Origin of the sequence: Cytobacillus solani (genome assembly GCF_006704205.1) — a bacterium.
In the GTDB taxonomy this organism is placed as follows: domain Bacteria; phylum Bacillota; class Bacilli; order Bacillales; family Cytobacillaceae; genus Cytobacillus; species Cytobacillus solani.
Window position 1 is genome coordinate 1,031,388 of the sequence record NZ_CP041305.1, and the last position, 15,900, is coordinate 1,047,287.

Annotated in this window: 16 protein-coding genes and 1 pseudogene; 3 read left to right on the forward strand and 14 right to left on the reverse strand. The window is 35.8% G+C overall.

What is annotated here, in order from left to right; all coding sequences use genetic code 11:
- Positions 1 to 5: 5 nt before the first annotated feature.
- From FI644_RS05275 to FI644_RS05325, 11 genes and pseudogenes are all read right to left on the reverse strand, one after another.
- Positions 6 to 695: a CpsD/CapB family tyrosine-protein kinase gene (locus FI644_RS05275; protein WP_245637761.1), complete on the reverse strand. Its 690-nt coding sequence runs from the start codon at positions 693 to 695 to the stop codon at positions 6 to 8.
- Positions 685 to 1,431, reverse strand: coding sequence for a YveK family protein (locus FI644_RS05280; protein WP_075209083.1), 747 nt, complete (start codon positions 1,429 to 1,431; stop codon positions 685 to 687). The genes FI644_RS05275 and FI644_RS05280 overlap by 11 nt, the downstream gene beginning before the upstream one ends.
- 34 nt (positions 1,432 to 1,465) lie before the next feature.
- Complete coding sequence (locus tag FI644_RS05285) at positions 1,466 to 2,632, reverse strand: aminotransferase class I/II-fold pyridoxal phosphate-dependent enzyme (RefSeq protein WP_053479068.1); 1,167 nt, start codon at positions 2,630 to 2,632, stop codon at positions 1,466 to 1,468.
- A gap of 164 nt (positions 2,633 to 2,796) precedes the next feature.
- Positions 2,797 to 4,623, reverse strand: coding sequence for a polysaccharide biosynthesis protein (locus FI644_RS05290; protein WP_053479069.1), 1,827 nt, complete (start codon positions 4,621 to 4,623; stop codon positions 2,797 to 2,799).
- Positions 4,624 to 4,977: 354 nt separating this feature from the next.
- On the reverse strand, positions 4,978 to 5,970 hold the full coding sequence (locus tag FI644_RS05295; protein ID WP_053479070.1) for a metallophosphoesterase: 993 nt from the start codon (positions 5,968 to 5,970) through the stop codon (positions 4,978 to 4,980).
- Between the two features lie 184 nt (positions 5,971 to 6,154).
- Positions 6,155 to 6,496, reverse strand: a complete 342-nt coding sequence (locus FI644_RS05300) for a helix-turn-helix domain-containing protein (protein WP_056682570.1) — start codon at positions 6,494 to 6,496, stop codon at positions 6,155 to 6,157.
- 182 nt (positions 6,497 to 6,678) lie between these two features.
- A complete protein-coding gene (locus FI644_RS05305; RefSeq protein WP_053479072.1) occupies positions 6,679 to 7,275 on the reverse strand; it encodes a sugar transferase in 597 nt (198 codons plus the stop codon).
- Between the two features lie 41 nt (positions 7,276 to 7,316).
- Positions 7,317 to 8,351, reverse strand: a complete 1,035-nt coding sequence (galE, locus tag FI644_RS05310; RefSeq protein WP_053479073.1) for a UDP-glucose 4-epimerase GalE — start codon at positions 8,349 to 8,351, stop codon at positions 7,317 to 7,319.
- 135 nt (positions 8,352 to 8,486) lie between these two features.
- Positions 8,487 to 8,579, reverse strand: a pseudogene (locus FI644_RS05315) (polysaccharide biosynthesis protein); the annotation flags it as partial.
- A gap of 791 nt (positions 8,580 to 9,370) precedes the next feature.
- Complete coding sequence (locus tag FI644_RS05320) at positions 9,371 to 10,282, reverse strand: pseudouridine-5'-phosphate glycosidase (protein WP_082446485.1); 912 nt, start codon at positions 10,280 to 10,282, stop codon at positions 9,371 to 9,373.
- 17 nt (positions 10,283 to 10,299) lie between these two features.
- Positions 10,300 to 11,394 (reverse strand): carbohydrate kinase, encoded by a 1,095-nt coding sequence (locus FI644_RS05325; RefSeq protein WP_053479074.1) that lies wholly within the window; start codon positions 11,392 to 11,394, stop codon positions 10,300 to 10,302.
- A gap of 171 nt (positions 11,395 to 11,565) precedes the next feature.
- Between FI644_RS05325 and FI644_RS05330 the strand changes: the two genes are divergently transcribed.
- Together FI644_RS05330 and FI644_RS05335 are read left to right on the forward strand one after the other, a co-directional pair.
- Positions 11,566 to 11,982 (forward strand): MarR family winged helix-turn-helix transcriptional regulator, encoded by a 417-nt coding sequence (locus FI644_RS05330; protein ID WP_053479075.1) that lies wholly within the window; start codon positions 11,566 to 11,568, stop codon positions 11,980 to 11,982.
- 157 nt (positions 11,983 to 12,139) lie between these two features.
- Positions 12,140 to 13,342 (forward strand): MFS transporter, encoded by a 1,203-nt coding sequence (locus FI644_RS05335; protein ID WP_056682567.1) that lies wholly within the window; start codon positions 12,140 to 12,142, stop codon positions 13,340 to 13,342.
- A gap of 129 nt (positions 13,343 to 13,471) precedes the next feature.
- Here the strand turns inward: FI644_RS05335 and motB are convergent, their stop codons facing one another.
- The 3 genes from motB to FI644_RS05350 form a co-directional block, all read right to left on the reverse strand.
- Complete coding sequence (gene motB / locus FI644_RS05340) at positions 13,472 to 14,260, reverse strand: flagellar motor protein MotB (RefSeq protein ID WP_056682566.1); 789 nt, start codon at positions 14,258 to 14,260, stop codon at positions 13,472 to 13,474.
- Positions 14,253 to 15,047, reverse strand: coding sequence for a flagellar motor stator protein MotA (gene motA / locus FI644_RS05345; protein WP_053479078.1), 795 nt, complete (start codon positions 15,045 to 15,047; stop codon positions 14,253 to 14,255). The genes motB and motA overlap by 8 nt, the downstream gene beginning before the upstream one ends.
- Positions 15,048 to 15,268: 221 nt before the next feature.
- Positions 15,269 to 15,505: a hypothetical protein gene (locus FI644_RS05350; protein ID WP_142108131.1), complete on the reverse strand. Its 237-nt coding sequence runs from the start codon at positions 15,503 to 15,505 to the stop codon at positions 15,269 to 15,271.
- 195 nt (positions 15,506 to 15,700) lie between these two features.
- Between FI644_RS05350 and FI644_RS26260 the strand changes: the two genes are divergently transcribed.
- Entirely contained in the window at positions 15,701 to 15,877 is a 177-nt protein-coding gene (locus FI644_RS26260) for a hypothetical protein (RefSeq protein WP_156341118.1), read from the forward strand.
- The last annotated feature ends 23 nt before the right edge of the window (positions 15,878 to 15,900 follow it).

Below are 15,900 nucleotides of genomic sequence, written 5' to 3' on the forward strand. Positions count from 1 at the left end.
GTTCATCACTTATATTCTCGGTAATATTCCTTTTTGGAAAGTTCAATCCCATTAACAACAGCACCTAGTATATGTGCTCTTGCTTGTTTTAATACATCTAAAGATTTTAGTGCTAATTCCCTATTCGTTTTCCCGCTTGCCACTACTAAAATCACACCATCACACTTATTAGCTAGAACTTGAGAGTCTGTAACTGCTAATGCTGGTGGTGTATCATAGATAACAAAATCAAACATTTCCTTTAGCTTGCCCATTAATGTTTCCATAGAATTAGAGCTTAATATTTCTGATGGATTGGGTGGCTTTGCACCACTTGTTAACAGAGATAAATTATGAATGTCCGTTTGTTTTATTGCACTATCCAACTCTACTTCCTTTGTTAAAACATTTGTTAATCCATCTATATTACTTACCCTGAACGCATAATGAATAGAGGGTTTCCTTAAATCTGCATCAACTAGTAATACTTGATTTCCTTGTTGAGCTAATACGATTGCCAAATTAGAAGCTGTAGTAGATTTCCCTTCACCAGATTGTGCTGAAGCAAGCACAATAGATTTTATCGTCTTATCGACTGAGGAAAATTGAATACTCGTTCTTATTTGCCGGTATTGTTCAGTAATTGGGAGCATTGGGTTCATATGCGCAATCAGATGTATCAGTTTTTTCCTCTTTTTTCCCTTGCTAAATTTCAACTGAATCCTCCTTTGCTTTTTGGAGCACATTATTTTTTTTTGATACCATCCCTTTTCCCGTTCCGCGTGGCATTTTTGGAATTAAACCAAGCACAGGTATTCCAAGATGTTCATCAATATCATCACTGGTTTTTATCGTTTTATCCAAAAATTCAAATAAACACGATAACCCTATACCTACCATTATTCCTATTACTATCCCAATAGCGATATTTACTATTGGTTTTGGTTTAATAGGTAAAGGTTCTTCCTTCGATTTAGCCTTGGTTAAAATACTGACATTATCTACACTCATGATGTTTTTTATTTCCTGTTGAAAATTGCTGGCAATTGAATTTGCAATATCCACTGCCCTATCAGGATTACTATTCTCTACTTCAATTAGGATTATTTGCGATCCCTCAAAACTTTTAACATTGATACTTTCATATAGCTCTCCTTCACTCTGCTCAAGCTTTAATTCTTTAATGACTTTATCAAGAATGATTGGGCTTTTAATGATTAAACGATACGTATTAATTAACTCTACATTGCTTTGCAAGCGTGTGAAATCAAGTTGGTTATCGGAATTCCTTTGGTTAACAAGTAGTTGTGTAGATGCATAGTAAACAGGTGTGATGAAATAGAATGAAATAACACCCACTATAGAAGTAAAAAGAAACGTAATAAATATAATTAACTTCCACCGCTTCAACATAATTTTCATAATGTCTTTTATACTAACGGTATCTTCCATAAATACCTCCATTTAATTGCACGAAAAAATTAATTCATCGCAACAAAATTTTACTATTATTCCATATACTTACAATGACTCTCATCTGCTCCTCTACTGTTAAACTAGAGCTTGAAGGCAAACAGAGTCCTGACCGAAAGAGCTGTTCAGAAATGTTGTCATTCTCGTTATGCTTGTAATATTTGCAACCATCGAAAAGCGGCTGCATATGCATCGGTTTCCATACATGACGTGCTTCGATATTTTCTTCTTCTAAAGCAGTAATCAACTCCCGTACTGTCACTCCCCTAACCCTTTCATCAATCATCAAGGCTGTTAGCCACCTATTTGAGAATGTATTCTCCAATTCGGGCATAAAGGTAATACCCGGCACGTTCCCAAGTTCCTGTTCGTATAGTTGATAAACATTTCTTCTTGCTGCTATTCGGCTATTCAATACCTCTAGCTGTGCACGGCCAATCCCTGCTGATATATTACTTAATCGGTAATTATACCCTTTCTCACTATGCTGATAATATGGCGCTTTGTCTTTAGCTTGTGTTATTAGAAAGCGTGCCTTCTCTAATGCCTCTACATTATCAGAGACAAGCATTCCTCCCCCGGATGTCGTAATAATTTTATTTCCGTTGAAGGAGAAGATACCAAATTCCCCAAAGGTGCCGCTTGCTTTTCCTTTATAGGCAGACCCTAATGACTCCGCTGAATCTTCAATGATTGGGACACCGTACCTCTTACAAATCAAAGCCAGTTCATCCATTTTTGCCGATTGCCCAAAAAGGTTCACAATAATGACTGCTTTTGGAAGCTGGTTGTTTTCGCACGCTTCCTGAAATGCTCTTTCCAACGCATTTGGTGACATATTCCATGTTTCTGGCTCTGAATCAATAAATACCGGTTCAGCTCCCTCATATAAAATGGGATTTGCTGATGCAACAAATGTTAAACTTGAGCAGAAAACAGTGTCTCCCTTTTTTACATTCAATAAAATAAGAGCTAAATGGATCGCCGCAGTTCCCGAGTTCACTGCGACAGCTCCATTCGCTCCTACAAAGCCTGCCATCTCTTTTTCAAAAGCATCTACATTGGACCCAAGAGGGGCTATCCAATTGGAATTGAAAGCTTCCTGAATATATTTCATTTCATTCCCGCTCATATGCGGAACGGAAAGTGCAATCCTGTTTTTTTGTATTGTTTTTATCAATCTAATCAACTCCTAGGCTCATTTAATGCAATTCCTTGTATCCTTATCTAGGCTGAATTTTCTTAAGGGAATCCCAAATGGTGTTAAGTGTTTTCATCGGGCAGCAAATTGATATTCCAATGAAAGACCCTTTCTGCGCGGAACACTTATTCACTCCTCATCTGTTAATGAGTCACTGATAAAACCTTTTCTTCCATAACTTCTTTATTCGCTAAACGCAGTAGAGTCTCTCTTAGCTGATCCCTATGAATAGTCGAGAAAGTTAAAAGCAATTCTTCAATTTCATGAAAGAATACATTGGCTGACATTTTCCCAGTATAAATTTTCGGATACACTTGCTGTTCGTGGATTTCATCCTTATAAAATAATTCTTCATATAGCTTTTCTCCTCGTCTCATACCCGAAAAAACAATCCCAATATCTCCAACAGAATTTCCCGATTGGATAATAAGGCTCTTTGCTAAATCGACAATTTTAATCGGAGAACCCATATCTAAGACAAAGGTCTCTCCTCCCTTAGCAAGGCTCCCTGCTTGAATAACAAGTCTCGATGCTTCAGGGATAGTCATAAAATAACGAACCATATCTGGGTGAGTCACTGTTACAGGTCCGCCTTCTTTTATTTGCTTTTTAAATAATGGAATGACACTGCCTCTGCTTCCTAACACATTTCCAAAGCGGACAGTAAGAAATTTCGTCTGGCTTTTTTGGTTCATATCCTGAATAATCATTTCGGCTAATCTCTTTGTTGCTCCCATCACGCTTGTTGGATTAACTGCCTTATCTGATGAAACCATTACAAATGTGGAAACATGATGAATACTCGCTGCCATGGCAACGTACAGTGTTCCAATCATATTATTTTTAACCGCCTCTTCTGGATTTCGTTCCATAAGAGGTACATGCTTGTGGGCAGCTGCATGGTAGACAACATCTGGTGAATGCTGGCCCATCACTATATTCATTTTCCGTTCGTCTTGAATGTCGGCTATTTCGGTCGTAATTTGAATACCACTTTTTTCACAAAGCTTTCTAAGTTCATTTTCAATTGAATATATGCTATTTTCACCATGACCTAATAAAATAATTTTTCCTGGTTTGAATTGGACAATCTGACGGCAAATCTCGGATCCAATTGACCCCCCTGCTCCAGTCACAAGAACAACTTTATTCGTTATGTAGCCAGAGATACTCTCTATATCTATCTCAACCTGTTCTCTTCCTAACAAATCTTCCACTTGTACATCACGAAATTGATTAACTGATAATTTCCCTGTCACTAAATCCTCTAGCAAAGGCAAAATTTGCGTCTTCACATTTGTTTTCATACATTCTTGAAAAATCGTGTTTAAATCTTTTTTATCAAGGGAAGGGATGGCAATGATTATATGCTCAATCCCTAAACCCTTTACGGTTTGTTCGATCAATTCTATACCTCCAACAACAGGCACACCCAGTATTTGACGATAATGCTTCTTTCTGTCGTCATCAATGAATGCTACAGGAAAAAGGCTGGCGGCTTTATTGTTTTTCAGCTGTCTGACAACCATGTTACCAGCCGACCCCGCACCAATTATTAACACTTTTCTTTTACTTTCTTGGCCTTTAATCAATTTATGCCTTGAAATTCGCCAATAAAATCTTGATCCGCCTACAAAACTTAATAGAAGAAGCCAACTTACAAAAAATGAGCGAAACAATAATTCTCGGAAGATTATCAATTCGATTACTAAAACGAGACCAAATGAAAAAGTAACCACCTTCAATATGGCTACTAATTCCTCAATACTTGCATATTCCCAAACTTTTTTATAAAGTTTGTATTTAATAGAGAACAATTTATAGAACATTATTTGTAGAATAATTGCGATTGCCATGACGTTTGTTTCCAACGTATACGGATTAAGTAAAAACTGACTACCCATTATTGCTGCTGCTATTAAAAATGAATCAAGTGATAATAATAACAGCAGCCTTTGATGGTATGGCATCCTAGCTCCTCCTTTATTTGTGATAACGTATAAATCAATAAAGCTTTTAACGAAATGGCTTTATTAAAACCATCTCGTTAAAAGCTTTATTTTAAAAGTGGGCATCTAACCCTCCCTCACATCACCCTTTCGACAACAAAGCATCTAAGGTTCATAAAACCCACAGGATGACCGAGTTCCTCCTTTATAATGGTAAGAATACATTACTAATATTTCCTTATAAAGAATCAATCATTCTTTATAAAGAATGATTCCTATTACAAGAGAAAAAGGACCAACCCCATTTATGCATTTAGCAAATATTAGACTTAGCCCTTATGTTTTTCTGAATAATATTCTTTAAATCATTTTCATTTATCTATCGTTTTTCCCCTGTAATCTAAGCACATTAATTTCAGGTGTATTTAAAAATCGGAATTTCATAAAGAGGATTGCATCACTACTACCAAGTCCAGCACTAACATATTGCTTTATTCCTAGATAGTCCCATAATCCCTTGACACGATCACGTGGTGGAAATATTCCACCCCATAAATAATACTGTTCAGGAACGAAGAGTGCCCCAATTAGCGGCACTCGAAATTGCCCCCCATGATAATGACCAGCAATAATTAAATCATAATTTCTAAAATTATATTCTCTCTTGCTCCTTAGATAATCAATCCTTTCATCAGGAATCGGGTAATGATTTAATGCAATTAAAATATCAGATTCATTTAATGTATCTAGGGTTGATAACTCTTTTTGCAGTTTATTTATCGATCCCTTCCTACTTTTCATTTGTCCTTTTAAGATGGAGTTTTCAAAGTATGTAAAATACAACATTGAATTCCCTTTTTCAACTTTTTGAACAGAGTTTAAAAGATTAACTCCTCTTTCTTCCATTCCTTTGATAAATTCACCTTTTTCTAATGTGGCTCCTTCATCCAGGATAAAACTCTGCGGATCTCTATTTCCAGGTACAAAAAGGGCAATTTCCTTATTTGATATTCCTTCTATTAATGTATAAAAAGGTTCATAATTTGTACTTGAAGGTTTATCAAGAATGTCACCTGTAAAAACAATAGCATCATAGTCATGTGAATTGATTACTTTTAATAACTTCTCTTGTTTATCCCCAAATACCCTTTCATGCAAGTCCGAGATTTGAAGAATGGTGAAACCTTCAAAATCCTTTGGTAGATTTTCTATTTGTATTGTTTGTTCTATGGTGATGACGCGGTTGTTGTCGTATATATTGTAAAAAGCCAAAACTAGAATAAATAGAAATAGAGTGATACCACCTCGTATTTTAATACCTGGAGAATTTAAATTCGCCTTTATAGATTTTGGTAATTTAGAATGCATTCTTTTCTACTTCCTTATACTTATCTGTTGTTACATAGCTTTGCTTACTTTTTCTCTAATTTTTAACTTTAAATGTATTGGTTCTTCAATTAATACATTTACAAATAGAAACAAGTATCCTTGAAAACTGTATCAGATTCAAGTGTCTCTTTATCTGGGACAAGCCTGCTCTCCCAGCCTTAAGCTATTCGGATCTTTCGTTTTGCCATTTAATAAATTCAATTAACAGTTTATATTGCTGTATCTCTTCTTTTTCAATCCCTAATTCTTTTAGTTCATTTAAAAAATTCACCCATTCTTTTTCGATAAAAAGATGTTTGTCAAGGTCGTTGCATGGTTTCAATAGTGTAATTAGATCTACATTTAATACCTTTGCCATTTTTTGCATAACCTCAAGTGATGGGTTTTTATTAATATCCCTTTCTATATTACTTAAGTAAGACTTAGATATATTCGCTAGCTCTGCAAACTCTGAGAGTGTGTATCCTCTTTTTTTTCTTATCCTCGCTATATTTTTTCCGATCATCTATTTACCTCTGCTCTTTTTTAGAGTCTACTATTCAATCACTTCAATACTTCTTCATAACAGTTGTTGTTCTAATGATAGAATCAACATATTTTTCAAACATTTAATAAAGAAAGAGCCAAATCGCTACAGTACGTAAACTAAATGCAACAGCTTCCTTTGCTCCAATCACATTACATACATTATCCATGACTCTCTTTTCTTATTGTTCCTTCAAAATCATGCTCATCTATATGGACGTCATCTGATCGAAGTACCCTTATTATTGTTAACAATAATATTTTTATATCTAGGAAGAGCGAATGGTGTTTCACATACCAAACATCTAGTTCAAACTTTTCTTCCCACGTTATCGAATTTCTGCCATTCACTTGTGCCCATCCAGTTATGCCTGGTCTAACTAAATGCCTACTTGCTTGTTCTTCTGAATACAATGGAAGATACTCCATTAATAATGGACGTGGTCCAACTAAGCTTAAGTCACCCTTTATTACATTAATTAATTGAGGCAGTTCATCAAGGCTGTATTGTCTAAGAAAGGAGCCAAAGGGAGTCAAACGTATATGATCTGGCAATAAACTTCCTGTACTATCCTTTTCATTACTCATGCTCCGGAATTTATACAGAAAAAAAGGGGTACCATTCAAGCCAGGCCGCTGTTGTTTAAAAAGGATTGGAGAGCCGAGTTTCCATTTGACCAAAATAGTTATCAATAACATGAAGGGAAACAAAATAATTAATCCTATTAACGCAATCATAAAATCCATTAATCTCTTCATCTCTTCACTTCCAACTCATCTGTATAAAGGGAATTCCTATTTTACAAAATTAATTCTGCTTCTTTACTAAGATATCCATTAGGATTATTAAATTGCCATTGCCATGCATCCTCACACATTTCTTTAATTCCCATTTCTGCCTGCCACCCTAATTCCTGCTTCGCTTTAGCTGGATCTGCATAACTGATTGCTACATCACCAGGTCTTGGATTTGTTATCTTGTAAGGTATTCTAACTCCAGTAGCAGATTCAAAAGCAGTAATTAACTCAAGTACACTATTTCCTTCACCTGTGCCGATGTTATAAGTTTCTACACTAGAAGAACTAAATGCTTTCTCTAACGCTTTTAAATGGCCTTTGGCAAGATCGACAACATGGATATAGTCCCTAACGCCAGTGCCATCTATAGTCGGATAACAATTTCCATAAACTTGAAGAGTTTGTAACTTCCTTGCTGCTACCTTAGTAATAAATGGCATGAGATTATTGGGAATGCCATTTGGATCTTCACCAATGAGCCCGCTTTTATGGGCACCAATTGGATTAAAGTAACGTAAAATAGTTATACTCCATTCGTCATTTGATAAATATAAATCTCTTAATATTTCTTCTATCATTAATTTAGTACGGCCATATGGATTGGTCGGTTTTGTTATACAGTTTTCTCGAATTGGCAAAAATTCTGGAATACCATATACAGTAGCAGATGAACTAAAAACCATTTTATTTACATTAAATTTTTTCATTACTTCGCATAGAATAATTGTTCCTGTTACATTGTTTTGATAGTAATGAAGTGGTGCTATTACAGAGTTTTCTACTGCTTTTACCCCAGCAAAATGAATAACTGCTTCAATTCTATTTTCTAAAAATACTGTTTCAATATCTGTTTGGTGGAGTAAATTTATCTGGTAAAATAGTATTTTCTTTCCAACAATTAATTCTATTCGTTTAATAGATTCTCTATTACTATTTGAAAGATTATCGACTATTACTATGTCATAACCCGCCTGAATTAGTTCGACACATGTGTGACTTCCTATGTAGCCAGCACCTCCAGTTATGAGGATTGCCACTACTATCACCTCCAAAAAAATATAGGATTATTAATCACTTACATAATGCTTTTCTAACCTGCATTTTTACCATCAAGAATTTATAGAAAAATATTTTTTGCAAGGATTTTCAGCATTCTAGCAACTAGGTGAATTTCCTGGTAGCCGGAATAAGTTTTTCGCGAGATCAATAATCTTTACTGGTTCCCCCATATCTAAAACAAAAATTTCGCCGCCATTAGCCAATGCTCGCATACTACCAAGATTTTTTATAAAGCTTGTAAAGATAGCCAAAAAATAGCTATAAGTACAACTAATGAATCAGAAAAAAATAAAAAGGAAAATCTATTTCTATAATCCATTCATATCCCCCTTTCAAATTTTTAAAGTCCTTATCTATAAGGTCTTCAGTAAAAACCTCATAATTAAAAACTTTAAAAAAGTGGGCATCTAACCCGTCCTCACACCATACTATTGACGACTCGCGTCTAAGGTTATTTCAACCCACAATATAGCCGAGTGCCTCCATTGATAACGGTAAGGAGACATCACCACAAAAGCATATTTAAAAGAACGATTTGTTCCTAATAAAGAACGAATTGAGTAAAAAATATATTCAATTACTTAAAAAATTGAACAAAATGTTTTTTTTCTTAATAAGGAACGAATCATCCAAAATAGCCACTAATCTGTACGTCTTATTTTAGTTCATTATAAAGAACATTTCAATGAAAAAATGTTCTTTGTTTAATAATTTTCAATTAATTCCTCCCTAATTTATTAGCCTTATTTATGGAATTATATTTTATAATGTAATCCATATATTACAAATAAAAATTTTTTTCGTTAAAAATGACTAGAAATCATTAAACCTCTCTAAATTCTCAAGATTAATTTACTTTTTTTCTACAATATAAAATTCGTTATAATGAATACCCATAATTTTAAAATTATTAAATACAAATATCGAACGCAAAAAAAGCTAGTCTAACCTTCGCTGTGAAGATTAGACTAGCCTTTATTTTAATATTATCAATTCTTTATTTCTGTAAACTTACAGCGATTCTTGAACCCACTTCTGCATTATGCTTCACTAAGGCAATATTGGCAATCAAGCTCTTTCCTTCTGTTAATTCCTTTACTTTGCTTAAAAGGAAAGGAGTCACTTTTTTACCGGCAATATTGTTTTCCTTTGCTTCTTTTAATGCAGATTCAATGACATTTGTAATAAATGCTTCGTCCAGTGCATCTGCTTCTGGAATTGGATTGGCAATAACAAGACCGCCGTTTAAACCTAGCTCCCATTTAGTACGAATTGTCGCAGCTGCTTCTTCTGCTGTATTCACACGACAATTCACATCGAACGGACTCGTACGAGTAAAGAAAGCTGGAAATGCATCTGTTTTAAATCCAACAACAGGCACCCCATATGTTTCTAAATATTCTAGTGTTAGGCCAAGATCAAGAATGGACTTGGCACCTGCACATACAACTGCCACATTTGTTTGAGCAAGCTCCTGCAGGTCAGCAGAAATATCCATTGTCGTTTCTGCTTCACGGTGAACACCACCGATTCCTCCTGTAACGAAAACTTCAATTCCTGCAAGCTGTGCACAAATCATCGTGGAGGCAACCGTTGTTGCCCCATTTTTCTTATTAGCAATTAAGTAAGGCAGATCTCTTCGGCTTGCTTTTTCGATATTCTTGCTTGTTCCTAAAAACTCAAGATCCTCGTCTGAAAGTCCAATTTTAATTTTCCCATTAATAATCGCAATTGTTGCTGGTACCGCACCATTTTTACGGATAATTTCTTCTACTTCCTTTGCCATTTCAACATTTTGCGGGTAAGGCATTCCGTGTGAAATGATTGTAGATTCTAATGCAACAATTGGTTTATTCGCTTTCTTCGCTTCTTGTACCTCAGCAGAATACTCTAAATAATTTTCCATCATGGTGTCAAAACTCCTTATTAAAAGTATTTTTTAAATGTTTCTTGCAATCGAATATGACTTAATGTGGGATTTACTGTTTCATGTGACTGAAGCGTCAGGATGGAACAAGCAACCCCAATCTTACACGCATCTTCTGTATTTAACCCTTTTAAATGAGCAAACATAATTCCAGCAACAAGGGAGTCTCCAGCACCAGTCACATCTTCTACACTGACCTTTGGCGGAAGCACAACACCTGCTTCGCCCTTTTTTGTATAATAGATTAATCCCTTATCACCACGAGTGATAACGACTTTCTCTACTCCTTTATCCATGATTTTTTCAGCCGCCTTGAAAAAATCTCCCTCATCCTTTATCTTTATCTCTGATAATGTTTCTGCCTCATCTTTATTGGCAATGAGCCAAGTGACCCCTTGAAGATCGGGTGGAAGCTTTTTAACCTTTGGAGAAGATACAGGTGTAATACAAAGCGGAATATTTTCCTCATCACAGCGGCTAATCACTTGCTTTAGCACCTTACCAGGAAAATTCGTATCCATGACAACCATTGCTGATGATGCGATATATCCCCATCTTTTTTCAATAAAATCAGTATCAATGGAATCATAAATCGCCATATCCGCTAGTGCAACAGCCATTTCTCCTTCATCATCCAATATAGCCGTATATGTACCGGTTGCCGCATTCGGTGATACTTGAGACGGGCTGATATCAACAAATGACTTCGTATATTCAAGCAGCCATTCACCCTCATGATCCTCTCCAACAATTGTCATAAGTGCGACATCACAGCCAAGTCTTCCTAGGTTCTCTGCAATATTTCTTGCCACTCCCCCACAAGATTGAGAGCTTTCAGCAGGATTGGATGTTCCTAGCTGAAGATTACTTAGCGTTTGAATTTTTCTATCAATATTTGATCCCCCGATAGAGACAATATCCTTTCTCTTTGGAAGGACATAGGCTCTGCCAAGCAGTTTCCCTTCTTTTGTTAAAGAGGAAATATAGCCAGCAACAGCTGATCTTGAAAGCTGTGTTTTCTCAGCTATTTCAATTTGTGAAATAAATGGGTTCGCTTTAATAAGCTGCAATATAAGTGATTCTTTTTCATTCATCGTTAGCTCAGCCCTATCATTCATAAACTTATGTCTATATTATAAACATATGTTTTAAGAAAATGCAATTTTTTTCTGCTTTAAACCAAAACTATTCTCCTAAAAAAACTAGACAATTTTAGAATAGAGGAATATACTTAGCTAGGTAACTAATTTAAACTAGGTGATTTTATGAACGAAAATCAAAGTAAATTCTTTCATTCTATAAACCAATTCACTCGTCATTTTTCAAAATCATTAAATGAGGTTCTCGTCCCTCTCGGCTTATATTCCGCTCAATGGACCATTATCTATCTTCTTAAAACAAAGGGACCTGCAACTCAAAAGGATTTATCCCTTTATTTAGGAGTTGAAGCTCCTACAATGACTCGTACTTTAGCAAGATTAGAGTTGGCAGGCTGGATTTCAAAAGTGCCAGGCACGGATAAACGGGAGAAAAAGATCATCCTGACAGATGCCGCCATCCAAAAATACGATGAATGGCTTGAAGCGGTCCGGTCATGCGAGAAAAATTTATTAAAAAACGTTGGTAATGAAGAAATCAGCTCAATGATGGAGATTATTGAAAAAATGAATAGGAACCTTTGAAATATAAACTGTTTGGAATTTGCTTGGCTCTGGTAAGATCTATGCAATCGGTGTCCTGCCGATTGCTTCTTTGTCCTCGTCTAACCCCTGACTTCAAGCTATCATTCACTCTAAAAAAACATCTAGTTAACAAACTAACTTTTTCACGGAGGTCATCATGAAGAAACAACCATTATGGACAAAGAACTTTCTAGGAATTTCCTTTATTAGTTTATTTTTATTTCTCGTATTTTATATTTTGCTTACGACCTTGCCGATTTATGTATTAGATGAATTACATGGAAATGAAACGCAAGTAGGATTAATTGTTGCCGTATTTTTAATTGCAGCCGTACTATGCCGTCCATTTACTGGAAAATGGATTGATGCCATCGGACGGAAAAAAATCCTGCTTTCTTCCGTTATCATATTTACCATCGCCAGTCTTTTATATGTATGGACAGATTCTATTCCTCTCCTGCTTGGACTCAGGTTCTTACATGGGATCGGATTTGGGATGGCAACAACTGCAACTGGAGCAATAATAGCTGACATTGTTCCAAATGAAAGAAAAGGGGAAGGACTCGGCTATTATGCATTATTTATGAATTTAGCGATGGTTATTGGTCCATTTGCCGGCCTAACGATTATCCAAATATCAAGCTTTAATCGCCTCTTTATTTTGTGCACTGTCTTAGCTTTCTTTGCACTCGTATTATCATTTATTGTTCGTATTCCAGAGGCTTCAATCCCTGAAGAAAAGGTACATTCTACATTTTCGATTGGCAGTTTTTTTGAAAAGAATGCCATTTCAGTATCCATTGTAGGAGGAATATTAGCTCTTGCTTACTCAGGAATCCTTTCATTTATTTCTATTTATGCAAAGGAATTAGGACTATTTAAAGCGGCAAGCTTCTTCTTTGTTGTTTATGCTATTGCCATTGTGATATCAAGACCATTTACAGGCAGATGGTTTGACCTCTATGGGGAAAATAAAATCGTTTACCCATCCATTATTTTGTTTGCGATTGGAATGGTCCTGCTAAGTCAGGCAAATAGCACCTTCCTATTTCTGTTTTCAGCAGCTATTATCGGATTAGGCTACGGAAGTCTTTCTCCAAGTTTGCAAACTGTTGCCATCAAAAATTCATCCCCTTCAAAAAGGGGATTAGCGACATCCACCTTCTTTACATTTTTTGATTCAGGAATCGGAATTGGTTCCTATGCTCTAGGTGTTATCGCTGTATATATGGATCTATCTACTCTATATTTAATTCTTGCTGTTGTTGTCCTCCTTGCTTTACTTGCTTATTATTTTCTTCACGGCAAAAAGTCAAACAACCAGAATATGCTGCATACGGAAGCTGATATTTCACTCTAAGGAAAGAGCCCATTTAAGGGTTCTTTTTTTGTCAAAAGGTTAATAAAAAATCCATTCATCTTTAGAGGCTTCAAGATATCAGCTGTTTTTTCAGGAAAATATTTATTCATTTACAAAAAAAGGCTAAACCTATTCAGGTTTAGCCTCTGTTCTTGGTAATATTAAAATTTCGACTCTTCTATTTTTTGCTTTTCCTTCAGCTGTATCATTTGAAGCCACAGGCTGGAATTCACCAAATCCTTTAGCACTGAACATTCTTGGATCGAGCGCATTATTCTTTAAAATAATTTTCATAAAGTTAATCGCCCGCATAACACTTAGTTCCCAGTTTGAATCAAAAGGAGCGTTTCCGATTGGAACATTATCCGTATGCCCGCTAATAATAATATTTCTTGGCGGATCCATAACAAGGAGTTCAGCAATCTCATTCGCAATCTTTAAATCCTCTGGTCTAACATCCGCACTTCCAGGTGCGAATAACACATTATCTCTAATGGACACCATTAGTCCCTCACCGGTTAATAACGTCTGCAGTTTCCCTGTTAGCTGGTTCTCTTCTATATACTTATTAACCTTTACTTGAATGGCTTCCAATTCTTTCTGATCTACCTTTTGCAGTAATTTCTTATCAATCTTTAACCCATTTGGATCTTCAGCCTCTGTATTCTCAGTCTCTTCATCGGCCTGTAATTGTCCCTCAGGCAATGGACTTGGGAACTCCATCATCCCTGTCCCTCCAGTAAGTGCACTGCTGAATGCTTTTGAAATTGCCTGAAACTTAACTGCATCAATAGAACTAGATGCAAAGAGAACAATAAATAAGGCTAGCAATAAAGTTAACAGATCAGAATAAGGAAGAAGCCAAGATTCATCCACATGTCCTTCATCATGATTCTTCTTCTTTTTTCGTTTACTCATCCTTCTTCACGCTGCTTTCTTCAAGAAATTTCTTTCTATCCCCAACAGGTAAATAAGAAGCTAATTTTTGCTCAATCACTCTTGGTGCTTCCCCTTCTAAAACAGATAATACACCTTCAATCATCATTGATTTAAGCTTCACTTCTTGCTTTGATTTACGTTTTAGCTTATTAGCGAATGGGTGCCATAGAACATATCCAGTAAAAATCCCTAGTAAGGTTGCAACGAACGCTGCACTAATCGCATGCCCTAAAGCATCTGTATCACTCATATCCTTTAATGCTGCAATCAACCCTACTACGGCACCCAAAACGCCTAAGGTTGGAGCATAGGTTCCAGCTTGTGTGAAAATCAGCGCTCCTGCTGAATGTCTATCTTCCATTGCTTCAATTTCCTCACTTAATACATCACGTATGTAATCTGCACTCTGTCCATCAACCGCAAGTGATAGACCATTTTTTAGAAAGGGATCATCTATTTCACTTGTTTTTGCTTCAAGAGCAAGTAACCCTTCTTTTCTAGCTAATTGTGCCCATTCAGAAATCATTTTGATTAGATCAATCGGATCCATTTGCTTTTTTTCCTTAAAAATGACTCCAAATAACTTTGGAATCCGTTTGATTTCATTAGTCGGGAACGCAATAATTACAGTTGCTGCTGTACCTGCGAGGATGATCAAGATTGCTGCCGGGTTTGCTAATGCAACCAAATCTACCCCTTTTAAAACCATCCCAACCCCAACTGCAACGAATCCTAATATTAACCCTATTAACGAAGTTTTATCCATATGCCCTCACCTATTTCTATTAATCTATGAATTATTTTTCTTAACAAGAATATTTGCTTATTCCAAGATATATTAAATGATTTCTTATTTCTTATTTCGACAAAATTCTTATAAGTTTTAGGTGAAATTATATATTTATTTCTTTTACCTGGTTTATGGCAATTTGATAAATAAAAAACAATGAAAAAGCAGGGGTTTCTCCCTGCTTTCTCATTCTTCTATTAAAACCAGCAACAGCATCTTCTGCAATGTCTTCTATTATTATCTCCAATACCTGCCACATCGTTATCTCTTCTGCAATGTCTTCTATTATTATCTCTAATACCTGCTACATCGTTATCTCTTCTGCAATGTCTTCTGTCCTCTTCCCCCAGCACAAATACTCGATTAGCACGAATAAATACATTGTCAACATTACGATCTGGTCTTCTATCATCATTATTACAATTTCTACACATAAATTTCCCCTCCTTCCCTATCAATTACTATAGAATATGTAACCAATTAATAATCGAATGGACAAACATGCCGGGAAGAGACAAATTTCTTAAAATAACGTTTTTGCCTATTCTTCCCTTTAAAAAAGTGACCCCAAATTTAATCTACATAGGTTTTTCGAATAAGGGGAAGCTACTTGAAGATATAGGAAAGGGGTGTTTATTATCGCTCGCGGTGAACATTTTAATCACAAAAGGAAAAATCATCCAGGTAATTTCCCAGACATTGGCGAAACTGAAAAACGTGCGGCAACAGAAGCACAGGAGGATGAAGAATTTCTTGTGGTTCAAGAAGCTTTCAAAAATCGTGTGGAAGAAGAGGAAGATAGGTAAAGGCTGCAAGAAGAAAGAGGGTC

Coding starts and splice junctions, on each gene's coding strand:
- FI644_RS05295 (WP_053479070.1), bottom strand. CDS start 5,970: ATGCATTCTAAATTACCAAAATCTATAAAGGCGAATTTAAATTCTCCA.
- FI644_RS05330 (WP_053479075.1), top strand. CDS start 11,566: ATGAACGAAAATCAAAGTAAATTCTTTCATTCTATAAACCAATTCACT.
- FI644_RS05305 (WP_053479072.1), bottom strand. CDS start 7,275: ATGAAGAGATTAATGGATTTTATGATTGCGTTAATAGGATTAATTATT.
- FI644_RS05290 (WP_053479069.1), bottom strand. CDS start 4,623: ATGCCATACCATCAAAGGCTGCTGTTATTATTATCACTTGATTCATTT.
- FI644_RS05280 (WP_075209083.1), bottom strand. CDS start 1,431: ATGGAAGATACCGTTAGTATAAAAGACATTATGAAAATTATGTTGAAG.
- motB (WP_056682566.1), bottom strand. CDS start 14,260: ATGAGTAAACGAAAAAAGAAGAAGAATCATGATGAAGGACATGTGGAT.
- FI644_RS05325 (WP_053479074.1), bottom strand. CDS start 11,394: ATGAATGAAAAAGAATCACTTATATTGCAGCTTATTAAAGCGAACCCA.
- FI644_RS05335 (WP_056682567.1), top strand. CDS start 12,140: ATGAAGAAACAACCATTATGGACAAAGAACTTTCTAGGAATTTCCTTT.
- FI644_RS05320 (WP_082446485.1), bottom strand. CDS start 10,282: ATGATGGAAAATTATTTAGAGTATTCTGCTGAGGTACAAGAAGCGAAG.
- FI644_RS05350 (WP_142108131.1), bottom strand. CDS start 15,505: ATGTGTAGAAATTGTAATAATGATGATAGAAGACCAGATCGTAATGTT.
- motA (WP_053479078.1), bottom strand. CDS start 15,047: ATGGATAAAACTTCGTTAATAGGGTTAATATTAGGATTCGTTGCAGTT.
- FI644_RS05300 (WP_056682570.1), bottom strand. CDS start 6,496: ATGATCGGAAAAAATATAGCGAGGATAAGAAAAAAAAGAGGATACACA.